Below are 19,134 nucleotides of genomic sequence, written 5' to 3'. Positions count from 1 at the left end.
TCAATTCCACTTGAACCAACGGGTTGCTGCGAAGCCGGCAATCGCCGTCCAGAGCAGCAGGACAAATACGGCGGCCAGGTTGACGCTGCCGTGCAGGAAGGCATCCCTCAGCGCCTGGCCCAGCGCGCCGGAGGGCAGGAAGTGGACCACCGCCTGGGCGAGGGCCGGGAGCCGCTCGGCCGGAATAACGATGCCGCCCAGAGCGCCGAGCAGGATCCAGAGCAGGTTGGTGATCGCGAGTGTCGCCTCGGGCCGGACTGTGCCGGCCACCAGGAGGCCGAGGGCCGTGAAGGCCGCCGCACCAAGGATCAGCAGGCCGATGCCTGGCAGGATGCCGACGGCGGACGGCCGCCAGCCCAGGGGCAGTGCGACGGCGGCCACCACCAGTACCTGCAGCAGCAGCACTGCGAGGACGGCGAGCACTTTGCCAAGGATCAGGCCGGTGCGGCCCAGGGGAGTGCTGGACAGGAAACGGAGCACACCGTACCGGCGGTCGAAGCCCGTGGCGATGCCCTGGCCGGTGAAGGCGGTGGACATGGCGCACAGGGCCAGGATGCCCGGTACTGCGACGTTGACCCGGCTGGCGCCGAGCCCGTCGAGCAGTGGAGTGACGGTCAGGCCGATCAGGGCCAGGAGCGGCAGGATGATCGCGAGGATCAGTTGCTCGCCGTTGCGGATCATGGTGACGGTCTCGTACCTGCCCTGCAGCAGGACACGGCGCAGGAGCGGCGCCGGTCCGCTGCCCAGCGGGTTGCCTGCGGGGGCGGTAACCGGGGTCATCGGATGTCCCTTCCGGAGATGTCGAGGAAGACGTCCTCGAGGCTGCGGGCGGCCAGGCTCATGGACGCGGGCATGATGCCGCGCTCCGCCCACCAGGCGGTGATGGCCGCGAGGTCGGCCGGTGTCAGCGCCCCCGTGGCGGTGTAGCTTCCGGCGCGGGTTTCCCGGACCTCGATGCCCGGCGGCAGGACGCCGGCGAGGTCGAGCCCCGGGGTGGCCTCGAAGTGCAGGGTGCGGATGTGTTGCCCGCCGGCCGGTGCCAGTTCATGGCGCAGGAGCTGGGCAACGGTGCCCTCGGCGACGTTCCTGCCGGCGTCGATGATGTAGACGTAGTCCGCGAGGCGCTGGGCGTCGTCCATCAGGTGCGTGGTCAGGATGATGCCCATCCCGCGGTCCCGCAGTTCGCCGATCAGTTCGAACACCAGCTGCCGCGACTGCGGATCCAGGCCGGCGCTCGGCTCGTCGAGGAACAGCACTTCCGGGCGCCCCACAAGGGCGGCCGCGAGTGCCAGCCGCTGCTTCTGGCCGCCCGAGAGCCGCCGGACGGAGGTCCGGCTGAAGGCCTCGATGCCCAGCCGGCCGATCAGTTCATCCAGCGGCCATGGGTCCTGGTACATGCCCGCGATGTGGCGGAGCAGGGGGATGGGGCGGGCCGACGGAGGCAGGCCCCCGTCCTGGAGCATCACGCCGACGCGGGCACGCAGCTCCGCGCCGGACGTGTCAGGGTCATGGCCCAGCAGGCTGATGCTCCCGCCGGTACGTTTCTGCAGGCCCTGGGCGCATTCGATGGTGGTGGTCTTTCCGGCCCCGTTGGCTCCCAACAGGGCCGTGACCTGGCCGCGCTCGGCCGTGAGGGAGAGGTCGCTGACCACCCGCAGCATCTTGCCGTCGAGGCTGGGCAGCGGGCCAACGTCCTTGACGAGCCCGCTGATTGTCAGGGCGGGGGATTCGGGAGATCGCACCAGAGCATTCTACGCGATGTAGTAGGACGTTCCCTGACCGCGAGCGGGCCCAGCAAAGCCATGCCTTACTGGATCAGGGGACTAAATTACGACATGATTGTGTTGTGTATTCCATGAGTCCAACAACGTCTGCCGTGCCTTCCGCGCGGGCGGAGGCGCATGAGCCCGCCGGGGGAGCGCCGGCTTCCTCGACGCATGCCTCCGATGCGGAGGACCGCACGCGTGACCGCGTCCTCGCCGCTGTTCTGGAGCACGGCCCCATCAGCGCCGCGGAACTGGGCGAACTCCTCGGGTTCACCCCTGCAGCGGTCCGCCGCCACCTGGACCACCTTTCACGCCACGGCGTCATCGAGGTCAAGCGTGCCGCGCGGGCGGGCGCGGGCGCGGGGAGGCCCGCGAGGCGGTATGTGCTCAGCTCGCAGGGCCAGTCGACATTGGGCAACGACTACCTCGACATTGCCGGGTCGGCGCTGCAGAAGCTCAGCGATATGGCCGGGTCCGACGCGGTGCGGGAATTCGCCGTCGAGCGCTTCGCGGACATGGAACGCCGGTACGCCCCGGAGATCGAGCAGGCCGGGACGGATATTACGGCCCGTGCCCGGGCCCTCTCCGAGGCCCTGAGCCGCGACGGGTTCGTTGCCTCGGCCCAGTCAATCGAGGCCAAGGCTCCGCTCCCTGCCGCACTCTCCAGCGTCCAGCTTTGCCAGGGACACTGCCCCATCCAGCAGCTCGCGGCGCAGTTCCCCGTGTTTTGCGACGTCGAGACCGAGCTGTTCTCCCGGCTGGTCGGCGTCGACGTGCGCAGGCTTTCCACGCTCGCCCGCGGCGGGCACGTCTGCACCACCCACATACCTACGGGCCGTCCGGCCGCCGCAGGGGCCGCCAGCCCCGCAGGCCCGGGCAACCCGGACGAAGTATCCAACCATCTGCAAGAAAGGCCGTGATGACGGACCAACTATCAGAGAAGAAGGTTGCTGAATCCACTGTGATCTCTGAGATTCTGGAAAAGAATCCCGAGCTCCACGGAATCGGAACCTACGAGTACGGCTGGGCCGACAAGAACGACGTCGGCGCCAACGCCCGCCGTGGTATCGATGAGGACGTCGTACGTGACATCTCGGCCAAGAAGAACGAGCCGGAATGGATGCTGGACCTGCGCCTGAAGGGCCTGAAGTACTTCGACCGCAAGCCCATGCCCACCTGGGGCGCGGACCTGTCCGGCATCGACTTCGACAACATCAAGTACTTCGTGCGCTCCACGGAGAAGCAGGCCGCCACCTGGGAGGACCTGCCCGAGGACATCCGGAACACCTACGAGAAGCTGGGCATCCCGGAAGCCGAGCGCAGCCGCCTGGTCTCCGGCGTGGCCGCCCAGTACGAGTCCGAGGTGGTTTACCACCAGATCCGCGAGGACCTCGAAGCCCAGGGCGTGATCTTCCTGGACACCGACACCGCGCTGCGCGAACACCCGGAAATCTTCCAGGAGTACTTCGGCACCATCATCCCCGTGGGTGATAACAAGTTCGCCTCGCTGAACACCGCGGTGTGGTCCGGCGGTTCGTTTGTGTACGTGCCCAAGGGCGTCCACGTGGACATCCCGCTGCAGGCCTACTTCCGCATCAACACCGAGAACATGGGCCAGTTCGAGCGGACCCTGATCATCGCGGACGAGGACTCCTACGTCCACTACATCGAGGGCTGCACGGCGCCGATCTACACCTCGGACTCGCTGCACTCCGCCGTTGTGGAGATCGTTGTGAAGAAGGGCGCCCGCGTCCGCTACACGACCATCCAGAACTGGTCCACCAACGTGTACAACCTGGTCACCAAGCGCGCCATCTGCGAAGAGGGCGCCACCATGGAGTGGATCGACGGCAACATCGGGTCCAAGGTCACCATGAAGTACCCGGCCGTCTACCTCGTGGGCGAGGGTGCGAAGGGCGAGACCCTCTCCATCGCGTTCGCCGGTGAAAACCAGCACCAGGACACGGGCTCCAAGATGGTGCACATCGCGCCGAACACGAAGAGCTCCATCATCTCCAAGTCCGTCGCCCGCGGCGGCGGCCGCGCCGCCTACCGCGGCCTGGTCCAGGTCCGCGAAGGGGCCAAGCACTCCGCCAACACGGTGCGCTGCGACGCCCTCCTGGTGGACACCATCAGCCGCTCGGACACCTACCCGTACATCGACATCCGCGAGGACGACGTCGTTATGGGCCACGAGGCCACGGTCTCCCGGGTCAGCGAAGAGCAGCTGTTCTACCTGATGTCGCGCGGCATGCGCGAGGACGAGGCCATGGCGATGATCGTGCGCGGCTTCATCGAGCCGATCGCCCGTGAACTGCCGATGGAATACGCCCTTGAGCTGAACCGCCTGATTGAACTGCAGATGGAAGGATCGGTCGGTTAATGACTGACATCACTACTGAAAAGGCGCGCATCGGCGCCCCCTCATCCCAGCCGTTCATCGACGGTTTCACGGAGGAAGGCGAAAGCCTTTCGCCGCTGAACGTGGCCGAGTCGAAGTCCCCGCTGGCCGGCGAAGCCGTCAAGGCCCACTCGCACGGCGGCGGCGTCGGCATCCCGGACAGCTCCCGCGCCGGCCGCCTGACCTCGTACAAGCTGGCGGACTTCAAGCCGCTGACAGGCACGGAGGAGGACTGGCGGTTCACCCCGCTCAAGCGCCTCCGCGGCCTGCACACCGAGGTCCTCAACGGCGCCGCTCCGGCCGTGTCCGTCACCGGTCCGGACAGCGTCCGCGTCGAAACCGTCGGCCGCGACGATGCCCGCATCGGCTCGGCAGCCATCCCCGAAGACCGGGTAGCCGCCAACGCCTGGGAAAACTTCACCGAAGCCACGGTCATCACGGTGCCCGCCGAGGTCCAGGCCGAGGGCGAGGTCAGCGTGCTCCTCACCGGCCAGGGCTCCGAGGCCGCCGCGCAGCACGTCGTCATCATCGCCGAGAAGTTCTCCAAGGCCGTTGTGGTGCTGGACCACCAGGGCACCGCCGTCGTCTCCGAAAACATCGAAATCCTGGTTGAGGACGGCGCGCAGCTCACCGTCATCTCGCTCCAGGAATGGAACGACGACGCCGTGCACGCTTCCTCCCAGCAGGCGAAGCTCGGCCGCGATGCCAAGTTCAAGCACATCGTGGTCAGCCTCGGCGGCGACCTGGTCCGCGTCACCCCGTCCACCCGCTTCACCGCCCCCGGCGCCGAAGCGGAAATGTTCGGCCTGTACTTCGCCGACGCCGGCCAGCACCTGGAACAGCGGCTGTTTGTGGACCACGCTGTAGCCAACTGCAAGTCCAATGTCTTGTACAAGGGCGCCCTGCAGGGCCGCAACGCGCACACCGTCTGGGTGGGTGACGTCCTGATCCGTAAGGAAGCAGAAGGCACCGACACCTACGAGGCCAACCGCAACCTGGTCCTCACCGACGGTGCCCGGGCCGACTCCGTGCCGAACCTCGAGATCGAAACCGGCCTGATCGCCGGCGCGGGCCACGCCAGCGCCACGGGCCGCTTCGACGACGAGCACCTGTTCTACCTGATGGCCCGCGGCATTCCGGAAAAGGTGGCCCGCCGTCTGGTGGTCCGCGGCTTCCTGAACGAGATCATCCAGCAGATCCGGGTTCCGGCCATCGAGGAACGCCTCACGGCCGCCGTCGAGCGCGAGCTCGCGGCCACGGACAACTAAGGGACACGGACAGCGAACATGACGGAACAGCCAAAGGGCGAGCTGGTCTGCAGCGCCAGCGAGATCCAGCTCAAGCAGGCGCTGCGGATCCTGATCGACGACTACCCGGTAGCCGTAGTGAAGGACTCGATGGGGGAGATCCACGCCATCGGCGACACCTGCTCGCACGCGGACATCTCGCTCTCCGAGGGCGACGTGGAAGGCTGCAAGATCGAGTGCTGGGGCCACGGCTCCCAGTTCGACCTGCGCAGCGGCCAGCCGCTCCAGCTGCCGGCCTACGACCCCGTGCCGGTCTTCGCTGTCACCATCCAGGATGACGATGTCTACGTGGATGTCAGCACCATCCTCAACGGCGCCGAGGCACCGAACTTCAGCTGAACCCGGCGGCAAGCCCCGCTTGCCCCGCCGGACCGGCCAGCATCACCAGAAACGTATTCGACCAGACCACGCACCGCCGCCGAGGGGCACGGGGCAGAGGAGAACAAGACATATGTCTACTCTTGAGATCAAGGACCTGCACGTCAGCATTGACACCGAGCAGGGCACCAAGGAAATCCTGAAGGGCGTCAGCCTGACCATCAAGACCGGCCAGACCCACGCCATCATGGGACCGAACGGCTCCGGCAAGTCCACCCTGGCTTCGACCATCGCAGGCCACCCGCGCTACAACGTCACGAGCGGCACCATCACGCTCGACGGCGAAGACGTCCTCGCGATGAGCGTGGACGAGCGTGCCCGCGCCGGCCTCTTCCTGGCCATGCAGTACCCGGTGGAGGTCCCGGGCGTGAGCATGACCAACTTCCTGCGCACCGCCAAGACCGCCATCGACGGCGAGGCCCCGAAGCTGCGTAACTGGACCAAGGACGTCAAGGCTGCCATGGCCCAGCTGCGCATCGACGCCGACTTCACCCAGCGCAACGTCAACGAAGGCTTCTCCGGCGGCGAGAAGAAGCGCGTGGAGATCCTCCAGCTCGAACTCTTCAAGCCGAAGTTCGCCATCCTCGACGAGACCGACTCCGGCCTCGACGTCGACGCGCTGAAGGTCGTCTCCGAGGGCGTCAACCGCGCCCACTCCGGAGGCAACATGGGCACCCTGCTCATCACGCACTACACCCGGATCCTGCGCTACATCAAGCCGGAGTTCGTGCACGTGTTCGTTGACGGCAAGGTTGTTGAAGAAGGCGGCCCGGAGCTTGCCGACCGCCTCGAAGAAGAAGGCTACGACCGCTACGTCCAGGGCGCCGGAGCCGCCACCATCGCTGCCGCCGACGCCGCAGCACAGGCTTAGTTAGGACTACGCCATGACCGAAATCAATATGGCCCGCACGGGCCTCGAGGATGTCGAAGAGGCACTCAAGGATGTGATCGACCCTGAACTGGGTGTGAACATTGTTGACCTTGGCCTGCTGTACGGCCTGAAGTATTCAGACGACGACGGCGCCCTCCTGATCGACATGACCCTGACCACCGCTGCCTGCCCGCTCACCGATGTGATCGAGGAGCAGGTCGGCAAGGCCCTCGACGGAATCGTCGACGACTGGCGCCTGAACTGGGTATGGATGCCGCCATGGGGTCCGGAACGGATCACCGAGGACGGCCGCGACCAGATGCGGGCCCTCGGCTTCAACATCTAGATCCCCGGCCGCCCACGCGGCACCCGCAGGAACGACGACGGCGGGCCCACCTCCAGGAGGCGGGCCCGCCGTCGTCGTTCTATCGGTTGCTCCGCAACGGCCCTTTTGGCGGCCCATCACGGCCGTTTCGGAGCAGTCGATGGATTTGGGGCTACGGGGTGGCGGCCCTGAACGTGTCGCACTGGTTGATGTCACCGGTCTTGTAGCCCTGGTAGAACCACTTCTGCCGCTGGGCGCTGGAGCCATGGGTCCAGGACTCCGGGGAAACCCGCCCGGTGGCGGCCTTCTGGATCCGGTCATCGCCCACGGAGGACGCCGCTGACAGGGCGTCCTGCAGGTCCTGCGTCTTCAACGGCTCCAGGAACGGCTGGCCGGACTTGGGATCCTTGGTGGTGGTGGCGTACCGAACCCACAGGCCGGCGTAGCAGTCGGCCTGCAGCTCAACCCGCACAGCACCGGACTGCGGACCCTGCGGATCCTGCTGGGCCCGGTCGATGGTGCCGAGCAGGTTCTGGATGTGGTGGCCGAACTCATGCGCCACGACGTACTCCTGCGCCAGCGGCCCGCCCGAGGACCCGAACCGGTCCACCAGTTCCTGGAAGAAACCCGGATCGAAGTAGGCCGTCTGGTCCGCGGGGCAGTAGAACGGGCCCACCTCGGAGGTCGCCGCGCCGCACCCGGTGTTGGTGCCGCCCCGGAACAGGACGGTTTCCGGCTGCGGGTACTTCTTGTTGTACTTCGCCAAATACTCCGGCCAGAACGCGTTGAGGCTGTTCACCGTACCCACGATCCGGCACTCCAGGCGGGCGTCGGCGTCGGCGCCGGTCTTGCACGCCGGAGCCGTTGCCTGGCTTTGGGTCTGGTCCTGGGTGGTGCCGGTCAGGCCCTCGAGGAGGCTGGGGTTGATGCCGAAGAGGGCTGCCAGGAGCAGCACAATTCCGCCGCCGATCCCGCCGCCGATTTTGGTGCCGCGACCCATGCCGCCGCGGCTCTGGACCTGGGACGGGTCCAGCTGGACGTTGTCATTGAAGCTCATGCTGTCACAATATCCCCTGCCGCCCGCCGATACGTCGCTGCCCGGTAAAGTTGGTCCGATGCCTTTTCTCGACAGACTCCAGCGCTGGGCCGACGACCGCCCCGACGCCACCGCCGTCGTCGTGGCCGGTCAGCGCCTGAGCTGGTCCGGGCTGCGGGATGCCGCGGCCGCTCTTGTTGCCGACACACCGGCGGTGACGGTGCTGGCCGAGCCGAACTCCACCGGTTTCGCGGTCTCCTTCGCGGCGGCCGTAGCGGGAAGCCGCCGCTGCGCCGTCCTGGATCCAACCTGGCCCGGGCCGCTCCTGGACGCCCTGACCGGACGGATCGCCGAAACCTGCCCGGCCGGGGGCGGCGAGGTGGGCAGCGCGCCGGGCGTCGCGCCGGGCAGTGAGCTGGGCAGTGAGCTGGCGGACGGCCCGGCGGCGTCGCCGTTCCTGATCGGACTGACCTCCGGCACCACTGCGCTGCCCAAGGCGTTCAGCCGGTCGCGGCAGTCCTGGCGGCGCTCCTTCGAGTCTTCCGTGGAGTTCTTTGGCCTGCGGACCGGCGATAAAACCCTGGCGCCGGGGCCGCTGGCGGCCAGCCTGAACCTCTACGCCCTCGCCGAATGCCTGTACGCGGGTTCCGAGTTCCACACCCTGGCGGAGTTCGATGTCGGCGACGCGCACGCCGCGGTCAGCCACGACGGCATCACCCGACTGGTCCTGGTGCCCACCATGCTGCGGCTGCTCAGCGAACGCGGCCTGGCCGGGGGAGTGGACGGCTCCGGACTGCGGAGCATCATCTGCGCCGGCTCCAAGCTCGACGCGCGGACCCTGGAGGCCGCGCGGCGCTGGGCACCGAACGCCACAATTTTCGAGTACTACGGCGCCGCGGAACTCAGCTTCGTCGCCGGCGCCGGACTGCCGCCCGGCGAAGTACCCGCGGCCGGCGGGACCGGCATCGGCGCCCCGTTCCCCGGCGTCGCCGTCAGGATCCTTGACGCCGCCGGCTCCCCGGTTCCGGACGGGCAGCCGGGCAACGTCTGCGTCCGCAGCGGCCTCGTCAGCGACGGCTACCTCTGGGGGGACGACGGCGAGGCGCTGCAGTGCTTCGACGGCTGGTACACCGTGGGGGACCAGGGCTACCTCTCTGACGGCGTCCTGCATCTGCTGGGCCGCCGCTCGGACATGATCGTCACTGCCGGCACGAACGTGTACCCGCATGAAGTGGAACTTGCCCTCGCCTCCGTGCCGGGGGTGGCCGCCGCTATTGCCGCAGGTCAGGCCGACGATCTCCGCGGCCAGCGCGTGGTGGCGGCCGTACTGCCCTCGCACGGCGGGCTCACGGCAACCCTGCTCAAATCCGGCCTCGAGCACATCCTGGCCCGGAACAAACGACCCCTGGACTACTACCTGCTCACCGATCTGCCCGTCACGGACCGGGGCAAGCCCAGCCGGCCGCTCCTCCTCGAATGGATCCTTGGCAACGACCCGCGGGTCCGGCGCCTTGGCTGAGGACCCGGTGACCCCGGCCCCGGCGCGCGCCCGGCTGCTGCCGGATGACCGGCAGCCCGTCATCATTGCCGCGCTGCGGACCCCGGTGCGGCGCGCCCACGGCGCCCTGAAATCCCTGCAGGCCCACGAACTGCTGGCACCGGTCCTGGCCGGCCTGATGGCCGGCGGCGGGGTGCCGCCGGACCTGGTGGCCGACGTCGTGATCGGCAACGCGGTGGGCGGCGGCGGCAATGTGGCCCGGCTCGCGGCCCTCGAAGCCGGACTGGGCATCGACGTGCCCGGACTCACCGTCGACCGGCAGTGCGGGTCCGGCCTGGACGCGGTGGTGTTGGCCTCCCGGCTCGTCGCTGCGGGCGGGCCGGGAGCCAACGTGTACCTCGCCGGCGGTGTGGAGAGCATCAGCACCGCGCCGCTGCGTGCCCGTCCGGACGCCGATGCCGGACCGCAGTTCTTCAGCCGCGCACAGTTCGTCCCGGAGCGTTTCGGTGATCCGGACATGGGGGCCGCGGCGGAGAACGTTGCGGCCCGATGCGGTATTTCCCGGCAGCGGCAGGATGACTTTGCCCTGCGCAGCCACCGGCGTGCCCTCGACGCCGCGGCGTCCGGCGCCTTCGACGCCGAGATCGTGGCCCTGCCGGGGCCCGCGGGACCGGTGGTCACCGACGACGGCCCCCGATCCTCCCTTACCCCGGGTGTGCTGGCCCGGTTCGGTCCCGCCTTCGTCCCCGGCGGAACGGTCACGGCCGGCAACTCCTGCTTCGACGCTGATGCGGCTGCCGCCGTCGTCGTCACGTCCCTGGCGCGGGCCAGGGAACTCGGCGCCCGCGACGGGTTGCTGGTGCTCGGGACGGACACGGCCGGGGTGGACCCGGAACTGCTCGGGATGGGCGCGGCTGCCGCCGCGGAGCGCCTCCTCGGCACTTCCGGGGTGGCCCCCGGTGACCTCGGCCTCATCGAATTCAACGAGGCCTTCGCCTCCCAGACACTGGCGTGCCTGGACCGGCTCGGCATCGATCCGGAGCGGGCCAACCTCGACGGCGGAGCTCTCGCCCTGGGCCATGCCTACGGTGCATCCGGTGCGGTGCTCGTCACCCGGCTGCTGGCTCAGGCCCGCCGGAAACCCCAGGACGGTACCCTCGCCCTGGCCATGATCAGCATCGCCGGCGGGATGGGGACCGCGGCGCTGTTCGAATACCGGGCGCTGAGGTAGCTGCCTCCTGGCGGACATGCCCATCCGCGGGCGCCAGAGATGGACATGCCCATTCCTGGGCTTGAGCGTTGGACATAATGCCGATATGTCCACTGGCTGGCGCAGCGAGTGGACATGCTCATCCGGAGTAGCTCCGAGGGCTGGCTTGGACAGTGCAGCAACGGACATGTCCATCCGTAGGACTGAAGGTTGGACATGTCCATTTGCTGATGCCAGGGGCGGACATGCTCATCGGCGCGCAGTCGGGAGCCGGAGGCCGGTGGCTTACTGGGAAGGACATGTCCGGTGCCGCCAGCGAGGCGCGGACATGTCCACTGCCTGAGCCCGCTGATGGACATGCTCATCCGCCGTCTCCGTGGACCGTCGGCTTGCGTGGTGCACCAACGGGCATGTCCATTCCTGGTCTTGAGGGTTGGACATAGTGCAAATATGTCCACTGTCCGAGGCCACGAATGAGCATGTCCATCCGGGCAGGCACCAGACGGACATGTCCATCCGGGCAGGGCCACAAACCCGTCAGGCGTCGTGGTCTTCCGTTTCGCCCAGGCCTCGCGCAGCCAGGGCGTCGCCGGTCTGTCGGGCGAAGGCCACTGTCGTGATGAACACCGGCAGCACCAGGGCGCGCGGATTCCGCTCCAGGCCACGGGCGCGGGCGGAATCGCGGACATCGGCATACGCGCCCGCGATGAACGGGATGCTGCGCAACATCACCGCGATGGTCAGGGCAAACCGCTCCGGATCCGCGCCGAGCCGCCGGAACGGGCGTGCCAGTGACGCGACGCCGTCCAGGAGCGTCTGCACAGGCGTCGTGGCGGTCAGAATTGCGGCGGCCACCACGCAGACAAGGACGTTCAGCACGATCTTGGCGGCCACGGGACCGCCGAGCTGCCACCACTGGAAAGCACCGACCACGGCCAGCACCGGCAGGACCGGCCGGACAGCACGCAGCAATCGGCCAGGGCCGGCCCCGCTCAACAGATACACCCCGCACAGCACGGCCAGTCCCACGGCGGCAGCGGCCCAATCGGCGATCAGGAACGAGCCCATCCCGCACGCCACGACCAACGGAAACTTCAGCCACAGCGGCGCCCGATGGACCAGAGAGGACCCCGGCACAAAAGTGGCCAGCAGGAATCCGTGGCCTCTCACGGCCGGTCGCCGTCCCGGCGGCGCACGGCCGCATCCCCGCGGCCCCCGCCCCCGCCCCCGGCGAGGCCTACGGCCCCGGCCCCGCTGGCCCCTGCGAAACCTCCGGCCCCGCCAACGCCCCCGCCGACGCGTTCCGACTCCACCGCGCACAGCGCCCGGTAGTGCGCGACGGCGTCGGCGGCACCGCCGTCGAACACGACCCTGCCGGCGTCGACCACCAGCACCCTGTCCAGGTCGAGGGCAAGGTCAAGGTCGTGCGTGGACAGAATGATTTGCTGGTCGAGACCCGCCAGCGTCCGGCGCAACAGTTCCCGGTTTCGGAGATCCAGGAGCGTTGACGGTTCGTCCAGCACCAGGATTTCCGGGTCCACAGCCAGCACCGCCGCCAGGGCTACGAGCTGCCTTTCACCGCCCGAAAGATCGTAGACGCTCTGGTCGGCGAGCCCCAGCAACGCGAAGCGGTCGAGGCAGGCTTCGGCGAGGGCACGGCGCTCGACGGCGTTCCGCACCGAGCGGCGCAGCGACAATTCGACGTCCTCACGGCCGGTCGGCATGACCAGCTGCGACAGGGGATCGGTGAACACAAAGCCCACCCTGCGGCGCACGGCGCGGACGTCCCGGACGGTATCGGCGCCCGCCACCGCCACCGTCCCGGACGTCGGGGCGACGAGGCCGTTGAGCATCCGCAGCAGGGTGGACTTGCCGGACCCGTTCGCGCCGATGACGCCGATGCGCCGCTCCGCCAGCGTGAGCGAGACCGGTTCGAGCAGGGTCCTGGGCTCCGGGCGGCCGTCAACAACCACCCGGACTCCGGCCCGGTCTAGGACGATGCTCACGGCCGGACAGCTGCCCCGGCTGCCCCGTCGGCCTGAGCGGCCCGGCCCGCGGGAAGAGCCCGGCCCGCGGAACGACCCTGGCCCACGCGGCGGAGCAGCAGGTCCGGGAACGCCTTGTGCAGCGCCAGGGCCACCGTCACGGCGAGGATGTTCTTGATGATGTCGCCCGGGTAGAACGCGAGGTCGGCGACGAAGGCCGCCGGGAAGCTGAGCTTGGCGTTGACCATCATGCCCAGGACCCCCAGGCCGTGGATGAAGACAATGCTGCTCACCATGGCGGCGCCGAAAAGCAGGAGCCCCCGCACCTTCGAGGAGCGCCCCGCGGTGCGGCGCAGTACGACGGCGGTCAAGGCGCCTACCGCCGTGGCCGCCAGCAGGAAGCCGAAGATGTAGCCCGCCGAGGGGCCGGCCAGGACACCCAGCCCACCGCGGCCGCCGCTGAAGATCGGCAGCCCGGCGAAGCCGAGGAGAAGATAAAGTCCGACGGCGGCGAAGGCGCGGCCGGCGCCCAGCGCGAGCCCGGTCAGCATCACCGCGAGCGTCTGCAGTGTGATGGGAACCCCGAAACCGCCCACCGGGATGGCCGCGATCAGCGCGAATGCCGCGATGATCGCGGCGAAGACGGCGATGAGGGCAAGGTCGGTGGTGTCCCAGCGGCGCCGGGGCTGGCGGGTGCCGGCCGGGGAGGCAGTCGTGTTGCCCGCAGTGGTGCCGCTGACGGCGTTGTCGGTGTTGCTCATGCTGGTTCCTGTCGGGTGGTCGGTGGTGGGGAAGCTCACTTTCGACGATACGGCGGCGGCGCACACGCCATTTTGTAGGCCCTCCACTAAGCGGGGCCGCTCCGGCTGGACAACCCCGCCAAACCGGACGGTAGCTCCCGCCGTTGTGCACAGCACTTCCCGATGTCACCCGCCGGAGTACCTGCCGGTAGACTGGCAGAGGCCGTCCTCTCGGCCATACTGCCCCGGCCCCGTCCAGACTCCATCCGTCGTGCCGCGGCGTCCCCTGTTGTGAAAGGCCTTACCTGCATTGATTACCGTCCAGGACCTCGAACTGCGCGCCGGCGCCCGTCTGCTGATGGACTCGGTGAGCTTCCGGATCGACAAGGGGGACAAAATCGGCCTTGTCGGCCGTAACGGTGCAGGCAAGACCACTTTGACCCGTGTGCTGGCAGGCGAGGGGCTGCCCGCCGCCGGCAAGGTCACGCGCAGCGGCGAGATCGGCTACCTGCCGCAGGACCCGCGCACCCCTGACATGGAGCAGCTCGCCCGGGACCGGATCCTTTCGGCCCGCGGCCTCGACATCGCCGTCGGCAAGCTCCGCATCGCGCATGAGGAAATGGCCAGCGAGGACGCCACCATCCAGCGCAAGGCCATGAACCGCTACGACCGCCTGGAATCTGAATTCCTCGCCGCCGGCGGCTACGCTGCCGAGGCCGAGGCGGCGGCGATCTGCTCCAACCTCGCGCTGCCGGACCGCCTGCTGAACCAGCCGCTCAAGACCCTCTCGGGCGGCCAGCGCCGCCGTGTGGAGCTGGCCCGGATCCTGTACTCCGACGCCGAGACGATGCTGCTGGATGAGCCCACGAACCACCTCGACGCCGATTCCATCGCCTGGCTCCGTGAGTTCCTCAAGAACCACCAGGGCGGCCTGATCGTCATCAGCCACGACACCGAGCTGCTCGAGGCCACGGTCAACAAGGTCTTCCTGCTGGACGCCAACCGCGCGCAGATCGACTTCTACAACATGGACTGGAAGCGCTACCTCACCCAGCGCGAGACGGACGAACGCGCCCGCAAACGCGAACGCGCCAACGCGGAAAAGAAGGCCCAGGTCCTTATGGACCAGGCTAACAAGATGCGCGCCAAGGCCACCAAGGCGGTCGCCGCGCAGAACATGGCCAAGCGCGCCGAGCGTCTGCTGGGCGGCCTCGAAGCGGTCCGCGAGAACGACCGCGTGGCAGCCCTGCGCTTCCCGGACCCGTCGCCCTGCGGCAAGACCCCGCTCACGGCGGACGGCCTCAGCAAGTCCTACGGGTCACTGGAAATCTTCACCGACGTGGACCTCGCGATCGACCGCGGCTCCAAGGTGGTCATCCTGGGCCTCAACGGCGCCGGCAAGACCACGCTGCTGCGGATGCTGGCCGGCGTGGACAAACCGGACACCGGCGAGGTCATCCCGGGCCACGGGCTGAAGGTCGGCTACTACGCACAGGAGCATGAGACGCTCGACGTCGACCGCACCGTGCTGCAGAACATGCGTTCAGCCGCCCCGGACATGAACGACTCCGAGGTCCGCGGCATCCTGGGCTCGTTCCTGTTCTCCGGGGACGACGTCGACAAGCCGGCGGGCGTGCTCTCCGGCGGCGAGAAGACCAGGCTGGCACTGGCCACCATCGTTGCCTCGAGCGCGAACGTGCTGCTCCTCGATGAGCCCACCAACAACCTCGACCCCGCCAGCCGCTCCGAAATCCTCGGCGCGCTGCGCAACTACACCGGGGCTGTCGTCCTGGTGAGCCACGACGAGGGGGCCGTAGAAGCGCTGAACCCGGAGCGCGTTGTGCTGTTGCCCGACGGCGTCGAAGACCTGTGGAACGCGGACTACCTGGACTTGATTACGCTCGCCTAGGCCTAGGCGTAGGCGTAGGCCGAGCCGTGCGGGCCTGCAGCCCCACCGGTCCGCGGCTCGCGCGGGTGATTTGCCGCGTGCTCGCTCGTTCCTCGCTTAGACGCACGCTACGCAAATCGCCCGCGTTCGCCGCTTTGCGTTTTCGTGCTGATTCGCGGCATGCTAACGCCGCTTTGTTGGCTGGCGTTCCGTCACGCCGCGGCCGGACGTCGTCTCGTGGCGCTAGCGGACCTGGAGTTCCTCTGCTGCTGTGATGCGGTGGAGTTCTTTGTAGGTGATCGAGAACATCGAGTTGTGGTCACCGGCTCCTGCCCAGAGGAGGGGGTGCTCCGCCAGGGATTCGTCCAGCAGTGTCCTGATGGGTTGCGGGTGGCCGAGCGGGGCGACGCCGCCGACGTGCTGGCCCGTGTGGCGCAGGACGAATTCCGGGTCCGCCCGGCGAATCTTGCCGCAGCCCAGGCGGTCGGCCACCATCCGGACGTCCACTTTCGCCGCGCCGCTGGCCAGAATCAGCAGGGGAGCGCCGTCCAGGTCGAAGACGAGGCTGTTGGTGATCGCCGCGACATCACAGCCCAGGGTGGCGGCCGCGGCGGCGGCGGTGGGAACTGCGGTGTCGAACACCGCCACGGTGTCAGTTGAACCTGCTGCGACAAGGGCCCGCCGGACGTTGGCGACGGCGTCGTCATCCATGGCGTGGACCTCAGAATCCCTGGGCATCGAGGATGGCGTCTTCCTCTTCCTCGGCCGTGGGGTTCCTTCCCTTCCGCGGTGCCGGACGACGGCGGGGCCCCGGCCGGCTGGCATGCACGTACACGCCCTCCTCCGCCTGGGCCGCCTGGGCCTCGGCGTCCTCCGCGTCGATCGCGGCGTTGCGTGCCTGCTGGCGGGCGGCGTAACCAAAGCCGATGAACATCAGGACGCCAAAGGCAAACCACTGGAGCGAGTAGGACAGGTGCGTCCCCTCGTCGGTGGAGGGTTTGAGGAAGGGGACCGGCATGTCCGCGACCGGGGGCGTCTCGGAGGCCAGCTGGCCGTACGCGCCGGTGAGCAGGGGATACCCAAGCTGTTTGGAATAGGCGGTCAGGTCGATGGATGCCAACTGGCCCTCGGGGGCGCCGCGCTGCAGGGCCGGTTCGGCGGGCTTCAGCCGCGCCACCACCGTCACATCCCCGGACGGCGGGGCCGGTACAGAGTCCGGGCTGCCGGGGGTCTTGTTTCCGATCGGAAGCCACCCCCGGTCAATCACCACCGTCTCTCCGGAGACGAGCCTGAACGGCACCACCACTTCGTAGCCCGGCTGACCGTTGAGCGGCCTGTTGCGGACAATCCGCTGGCCTGCTTCGTCGTAGCGGCCGTGGAGTTCCACCTGCGTCCATTCGCGCTCCGCGTCCATGCTGATAAACTCCTGGCGCGCCGCGGCGAAGGGAATCGGGGTGGCCGAATAGTTCGAAACCACCCGGTTGATCTCGGCAAGCGTCTCCGCCCGGCGGTCCATCTGCCAGCGGCCGAGGAAGACGCAGGCGGTGGCGAAGATCGCGGCCAGCAGGAGATAGCCCAGCCATTTGCTGGAAAAGAGGAAGCGGTACATTCAGCAGGCCTTGCCCGCGGCATCGGCCGCGTCGTCCAGCGGAACGGTGGCCTTCCACAGCCCCCGGGTCTGCAGGTAGTCCTCCAGCCACCCGCGGTGATCCGGACACGCGAGCCAGATCTTGCGCCGCTCGGGGGTGTGGATCTTGGGGTTGTTCCACAACAGTTGCCATTCGGCGTTAGCGCGGCAGGCCTTGCGGGAACAGGTCGCTTCGGCAGGCTCGGCTGCGGCTCCCGCGAGGTCAAAGATATTCATGATGCAGCCCGTCCGTGGTCCTCGTCGTCGTCAATCAGTTCACCCTGCAACAGGGTGCCGGGGACATCGTCCGCCGGGGCTGGCCCTTGCCCGGGTGTTTCCGTGGGGCCGGGCGCGTCCAGCTCGCCCATGGGCACGTAGTCCAGCAGCGACTCGCTGTGCACCTCGGCGTGGTCGCTGCCGTTGGCAATCACCACCGCCACCCAGGGCAGGAATACGGCGCCGATCACGGGCAGGATCTTGAACCAGCCGTCCACCACAAACACCAGGACCAGGCAGACCATACGGATGCCCATGGCCACGGCATACTTGATCATCCGCTGGCGCATCTCTTCCGAGTGGGCCGCGGCAGCGTCCGTAATGCTGTGGACCTCGGTGTCGCCGGAGTCCTCCCCGGACGTCCGTTCACCGGGTCGGTTCTTGTTTGTCACGGCTGTCAGATCACGCTCCATAGGCTTACTTCGATTCTCTCACCATCGGCAGGGCCGCCCAAACGCCGGCGGGCCGGGCGGGAAGGTGCCGGCCGGAGGCTAAGATCGGAGGCAGGAAAATCCAGCCGACCCAACGCGGTGCCCGTGCGCCGCAGAATCCCGGAGCCCACCATGACTGAAGCACCCACCACCGGCCGCAGCGTCCTCATCACCGGCGGCAACCGCGGCATCGGACTGGCCATCGCCGAATCCTTCCTCGCCAACGGCGACAAGGTGGCCGTCACCTACCGCAGCCAGGCCACCCTTCCGGACGGCATCCTCGGCGTGAAGGCGGACGTCACCGATGAAGCCTCGGTGGACGCAGCCTTCGCCGAAGTCGAGGCGGCGCACGGTCCCGTCGAAGTGCTGGTGGCCAACGCCGGCATCACCAAGGACACCCTCCTGATGCGGATGAGCGAAGACGACTTCACCTCTGTTCTGGACACGAACCTCACCGGCGCCTTCCGGGTCATCAAGCGCGCCTCCAAAGGCATGATCCGGGCCCGCAAGGGCCGCGTGGTCCTGATTTCCTCGGTCTCGGGCCTCTACGGCGCCCCGGGCCAGATCAACTACTCCGCATCGAAGGCCGGCCTCGTGGGCATCGCCCGGTCCCTCACCCGCGAACTGGGCGGCCGGGGCATCACCGCCAACGTCGTCGCACCCGGCTTCATCAACACGGATATGACCGCCGAACTGCCCGAAGCAACGCAGAAGGACTACCTCTCCAAGGTCCCCGCCGGCCGCTTTGCCGAGGCCTCGGAAGTGGCCGACGTCGTCCGCTGGGTCGCGAGCGACGAGGCCGCCTACATTTCCGGCGCGGTCATCCCGGTGGATGGCGGACTCGGGATGGGCCACTAACAGACAGTCCGACTGCGGGTCTTTGGCCCTTGGCGCGCGCCCTGCCGCAGGCGTGTAATGGACCCACAGCCCCGGACCACGCGCGGCAGGGGCGTGCACCCAGGAGGAGAATCATGGCTGATCTGAGCAAGTGGGCACCATCGGACATGCTGGAGCCTGTCCGCCGCTTCCTTGATGGCGACCTCACCATGGCGTCGAGTATCAAGGTTGAACAGTTCCAGGACGGCAGCACCCTGGTGGTGCGGGCGGAAATCCCTGGAATCGATCCGGACAAGGACGTCGACGTCTCGGTCAGCGGCGGCATGCTGCATATCAAGGCCGAACGCGAGGAACGGTCCGAGCACAAGGAGAAGGACGGCTACCGCTCCGAATTCCGCTATGGCTCGTTCCAGCGCAGCATCGCCCTGCCGGCGGGAGCTAAAGAAGAAGACATCACGGCAAGCTACAAGGACGGGGTCCTGGAAGTGCGGGCGCCCGCCCCGGTAGCGGCGCCGGACACGTCCGGGACCAAAATCCGGGTGGACCGCGGCTGAGGCC

21 protein-coding genes are annotated in these 19,134 nt (G+C 68.2%); 11 read left to right on the top strand and 10 right to left on the bottom strand.

All coding sequences use genetic code 11. The annotated features are described in order from the left end of the window. Entirely contained in the window at positions 1-780 is a 780-nt protein-coding gene (locus AC1DHY_RS07300; protein WP_476878772.1) for an ABC transporter permease, read from the bottom strand. Further along, a complete protein-coding gene (locus AC1DHY_RS07295; RefSeq protein WP_476878771.1) occupies positions 777-1,742 on the bottom strand; it encodes an ABC transporter ATP-binding protein in 966 nt (321 codons plus the stop codon). The genes AC1DHY_RS07300 and AC1DHY_RS07295 overlap by 4 nt, the downstream gene beginning before the upstream one ends. 113 nt (positions 1,743-1,855) lie before the next feature. Here AC1DHY_RS07295 and AC1DHY_RS07290 point away from each other — a divergent pair, with 113 nt between their 5' ends. The 6 genes from AC1DHY_RS07290 to AC1DHY_RS07265 all read left to right on the top strand — a co-directional run bounded on the left by AC1DHY_RS07290 (position 1,856) and on the right by AC1DHY_RS07265 (position 7,069). Beyond that, positions 1,856-2,686, top strand: a complete 831-nt coding sequence (locus AC1DHY_RS07290) for a helix-turn-helix transcriptional regulator (protein ID WP_476878770.1) — start codon at positions 1,856-1,858, stop codon at positions 2,684-2,686. Beyond that, positions 2,686-4,149 carry a Fe-S cluster assembly protein SufB gene (gene sufB / locus AC1DHY_RS07285; RefSeq protein WP_476903398.1) on the top strand — a complete coding sequence of 488 codons (1,464 nt, stop codon included), beginning with the start codon at positions 2,686-2,688 and terminating at the stop codon, positions 4,147-4,149. The genes AC1DHY_RS07290 and sufB overlap by 1 nt, the downstream gene beginning before the upstream one ends. Then, positions 4,149-5,435, top strand: coding sequence for a Fe-S cluster assembly protein SufD (gene sufD, locus AC1DHY_RS07280; RefSeq protein ID WP_476878768.1), 1,287 nt, complete (start codon positions 4,149-4,151; stop codon positions 5,433-5,435). The genes sufB and sufD overlap by 1 nt, the downstream gene beginning before the upstream one ends. An 18-nt stretch (positions 5,436-5,453) precedes the next feature. Further along, entirely contained in the window at positions 5,454-5,813 is a 360-nt protein-coding gene (locus AC1DHY_RS07275) for a non-heme iron oxygenase ferredoxin subunit (RefSeq protein ID WP_476878767.1), read from the top strand. 112 nt (positions 5,814-5,925) lie between these two features. Further along, the gene (gene sufC, locus AC1DHY_RS07270; RefSeq protein ID WP_476903397.1) at positions 5,926-6,723 is read left to right on the top strand and encodes a Fe-S cluster assembly ATPase SufC; all 798 of its coding nucleotides are present in this window, start codon (positions 5,926-5,928) and stop codon (positions 6,721-6,723) included. 13 nt (positions 6,724-6,736) lie between these two features. Continuing rightward, entirely contained in the window at positions 6,737-7,069 is a 333-nt protein-coding gene (locus tag AC1DHY_RS07265) for a metal-sulfur cluster assembly factor (RefSeq protein ID WP_138769377.1), read from the top strand. A gap of 151 nt (positions 7,070-7,220) precedes the next feature. Here AC1DHY_RS07265 and ypfJ read toward each other — a convergent pair whose 3' ends face one another. Beyond that, on the bottom strand, positions 7,221-8,105 hold the full coding sequence (gene ypfJ, locus AC1DHY_RS07260) for a KPN_02809 family neutral zinc metallopeptidase (protein ID WP_476879619.1): 885 nt from the start codon (positions 8,103-8,105) through the stop codon (positions 7,221-7,223). Positions 8,106-8,163: 58 nt separating this feature from the next. Here ypfJ and AC1DHY_RS07255 point away from each other — a divergent pair, with 58 nt between their 5' ends. After that, entirely contained in the window at positions 8,164-9,603 is a 1,440-nt protein-coding gene (locus AC1DHY_RS07255; RefSeq protein WP_476879620.1) for a class I adenylate-forming enzyme family protein, read from the top strand. 7 nt (positions 9,604-9,610) lie between these two features. Next, positions 9,611-10,813, top strand: a complete 1,203-nt coding sequence (locus AC1DHY_RS07250; RefSeq protein WP_476903480.1) for a thiolase family protein — start codon at positions 9,611-9,613, stop codon at positions 10,811-10,813. A gap of 516 nt (positions 10,814-11,329) precedes the next feature. Here the strand turns inward: AC1DHY_RS07250 and AC1DHY_RS07245 are convergent. From AC1DHY_RS07245 to AC1DHY_RS07235, 3 genes are read right to left on the bottom strand one after another with little or no spacing between them, the layout of a single operon-like run. Then, positions 11,330-11,962: an energy-coupling factor transporter transmembrane component T family protein gene (locus tag AC1DHY_RS07245; RefSeq protein WP_476879621.1), complete on the bottom strand. Its 633-nt coding sequence runs from the start codon at positions 11,960-11,962 to the stop codon at positions 11,330-11,332. Further along, entirely contained in the window at positions 11,959-12,798 is an 840-nt protein-coding gene (locus tag AC1DHY_RS07240; RefSeq protein ID WP_476879622.1) for an energy-coupling factor ABC transporter ATP-binding protein, read from the bottom strand. The genes AC1DHY_RS07245 and AC1DHY_RS07240 overlap by 4 nt, the downstream gene beginning before the upstream one ends. Further along, entirely contained in the window at positions 12,795-13,538 is a 744-nt protein-coding gene (locus AC1DHY_RS07235) for a biotin transporter BioY (RefSeq protein ID WP_476879623.1), read from the bottom strand. The genes AC1DHY_RS07240 and AC1DHY_RS07235 overlap by 4 nt, the downstream gene beginning before the upstream one ends. A 289-nt stretch (positions 13,539-13,827) precedes the next feature. Here AC1DHY_RS07235 and AC1DHY_RS07230 point away from each other — a divergent pair, with 289 nt between their 5' ends. After that, positions 13,828-15,426, top strand: coding sequence for an ABC-F family ATP-binding cassette domain-containing protein (locus AC1DHY_RS07230; protein ID WP_476903396.1), 1,599 nt, complete (start codon positions 13,828-13,830; stop codon positions 15,424-15,426). A gap of 222 nt (positions 15,427-15,648) precedes the next feature. Here AC1DHY_RS07230 and AC1DHY_RS07225 read toward each other — a convergent pair whose 3' ends face one another. Genes AC1DHY_RS07225 through AC1DHY_RS07210 form a run of 4 tightly spaced genes read right to left on the bottom strand, consistent with a single transcriptional unit; the run spans position 15,649 to position 17,721 of the window. Then, positions 15,649-16,143: a YbaK/EbsC family protein gene (locus AC1DHY_RS07225; RefSeq protein ID WP_476879625.1), complete on the bottom strand. Its 495-nt coding sequence runs from the start codon at positions 16,141-16,143 to the stop codon at positions 15,649-15,651. After that, positions 16,127-17,014: an SURF1 family cytochrome oxidase biogenesis protein gene (locus AC1DHY_RS07220; protein WP_476903395.1), complete on the bottom strand. Its 888-nt coding sequence runs from the start codon at positions 17,012-17,014 to the stop codon at positions 16,127-16,129. The genes AC1DHY_RS07225 and AC1DHY_RS07220 overlap by 17 nt, the downstream gene beginning before the upstream one ends. Continuing rightward, a complete protein-coding gene (locus AC1DHY_RS07215) occupies positions 17,015-17,269 on the bottom strand; it encodes a hypothetical protein (protein ID WP_476879627.1) in 255 nt (84 codons plus the stop codon). Beyond that, positions 17,266-17,721: a DUF3099 domain-containing protein gene (locus AC1DHY_RS07210; protein WP_476903394.1), complete on the bottom strand. Its 456-nt coding sequence runs from the start codon at positions 17,719-17,721 to the stop codon at positions 17,266-17,268. Before AC1DHY_RS07210 ends, AC1DHY_RS07215 begins: the two co-directional genes overlap by 4 nt. Positions 17,722-17,871: 150 nt before the next feature. Between AC1DHY_RS07210 and fabG the strand changes: the two genes are divergently transcribed. After that, positions 17,872-18,597 (top strand): 3-oxoacyl-ACP reductase FabG, encoded by a 726-nt coding sequence (fabG, locus tag AC1DHY_RS07205; RefSeq protein WP_476879629.1) that lies wholly within the window; start codon positions 17,872-17,874, stop codon positions 18,595-18,597. 113 nt (positions 18,598-18,710) lie between these two features. Then, positions 18,711-19,130 (top strand): Hsp20/alpha crystallin family protein, encoded by a 420-nt coding sequence (locus AC1DHY_RS07200; protein WP_476903393.1) that lies wholly within the window; start codon positions 18,711-18,713, stop codon positions 19,128-19,130. Positions 19,131-19,134: the final 4 nt, after the last annotated feature.

It is taken from the genome of Arthrobacter sp. 05L44, assembly GCF_056397605.1.
Note: the sequence above shows the minus strand (reverse complement) of the source record. Positions and strands in the feature narration are given on the sequence as shown.

What these genes read in the sequence shown, in the direction of transcription:
- sufC (WP_476903397.1), top strand. Translation starts at nt 5,926, where the DNA reads ATGTCTACTCTTGAGATCAAGGACCTGCACGTCAGCATTGACACCGAG.
- fabG (WP_476879629.1), top strand. Translation starts at nt 17,872, where the DNA reads ATGACTGAAGCACCCACCACCGGCCGCAGCGTCCTCATCACCGGCGGC.
- AC1DHY_RS07225 (WP_476879625.1), bottom strand. Translation starts at nt 16,143, where the DNA reads ATGCCCAGGGATTCTGAGGTCCACGCCATGGATGACGACGCCGTCGCC.
- ypfJ (WP_476879619.1), bottom strand. Translation starts at nt 8,105, where the DNA reads ATGAGCTTCAATGACAACGTCCAGCTGGACCCGTCCCAGGTCCAGAGC.
- AC1DHY_RS07265 (WP_138769377.1), top strand. Translation starts at nt 6,737, where the DNA reads ATGACCGAAATCAATATGGCCCGCACGGGCCTCGAGGATGTCGAAGAG.
- AC1DHY_RS07275 (WP_476878767.1), top strand. Translation starts at nt 5,454, where the DNA reads ATGACGGAACAGCCAAAGGGCGAGCTGGTCTGCAGCGCCAGCGAGATC.
- AC1DHY_RS07210 (WP_476903394.1), bottom strand. Translation starts at nt 17,721, where the DNA reads ATGGAGCGTGATCTGACAGCCGTGACAAACAAGAACCGACCCGGTGAA.
- AC1DHY_RS07200 (WP_476903393.1), top strand. Translation starts at nt 18,711, where the DNA reads ATGGCTGATCTGAGCAAGTGGGCACCATCGGACATGCTGGAGCCTGTC.
- sufD (WP_476878768.1), top strand. Translation starts at nt 4,149, where the DNA reads ATGACTGACATCACTACTGAAAAGGCGCGCATCGGCGCCCCCTCATCC.
- AC1DHY_RS07215 (WP_476879627.1), bottom strand. Translation starts at nt 17,269, where the DNA reads ATGAATATCTTTGACCTCGCGGGAGCCGCAGCCGAGCCTGCCGAAGCG.
- AC1DHY_RS07300 (WP_476878772.1), bottom strand. Translation starts at nt 780, where the DNA reads ATGACCCCGGTTACCGCCCCCGCAGGCAACCCGCTGGGCAGCGGACCG.
- sufB (WP_476903398.1), top strand. Translation starts at nt 2,686, where the DNA reads ATGACGGACCAACTATCAGAGAAGAAGGTTGCTGAATCCACTGTGATC.
- AC1DHY_RS07255 (WP_476879620.1), top strand. Translation starts at nt 8,164, where the DNA reads ATGCCTTTTCTCGACAGACTCCAGCGCTGGGCCGACGACCGCCCCGAC.
- AC1DHY_RS07235 (WP_476879623.1), bottom strand. Translation starts at nt 13,538, where the DNA reads ATGAGCAACACCGACAACGCCGTCAGCGGCACCACTGCGGGCAACACG.
- AC1DHY_RS07290 (WP_476878770.1), top strand. Translation starts at nt 1,856, where the DNA reads ATGAGTCCAACAACGTCTGCCGTGCCTTCCGCGCGGGCGGAGGCGCAT.
- AC1DHY_RS07220 (WP_476903395.1), bottom strand. Translation starts at nt 17,014, where the DNA reads ATGTACCGCTTCCTCTTTTCCAGCAAATGGCTGGGCTATCTCCTGCTG.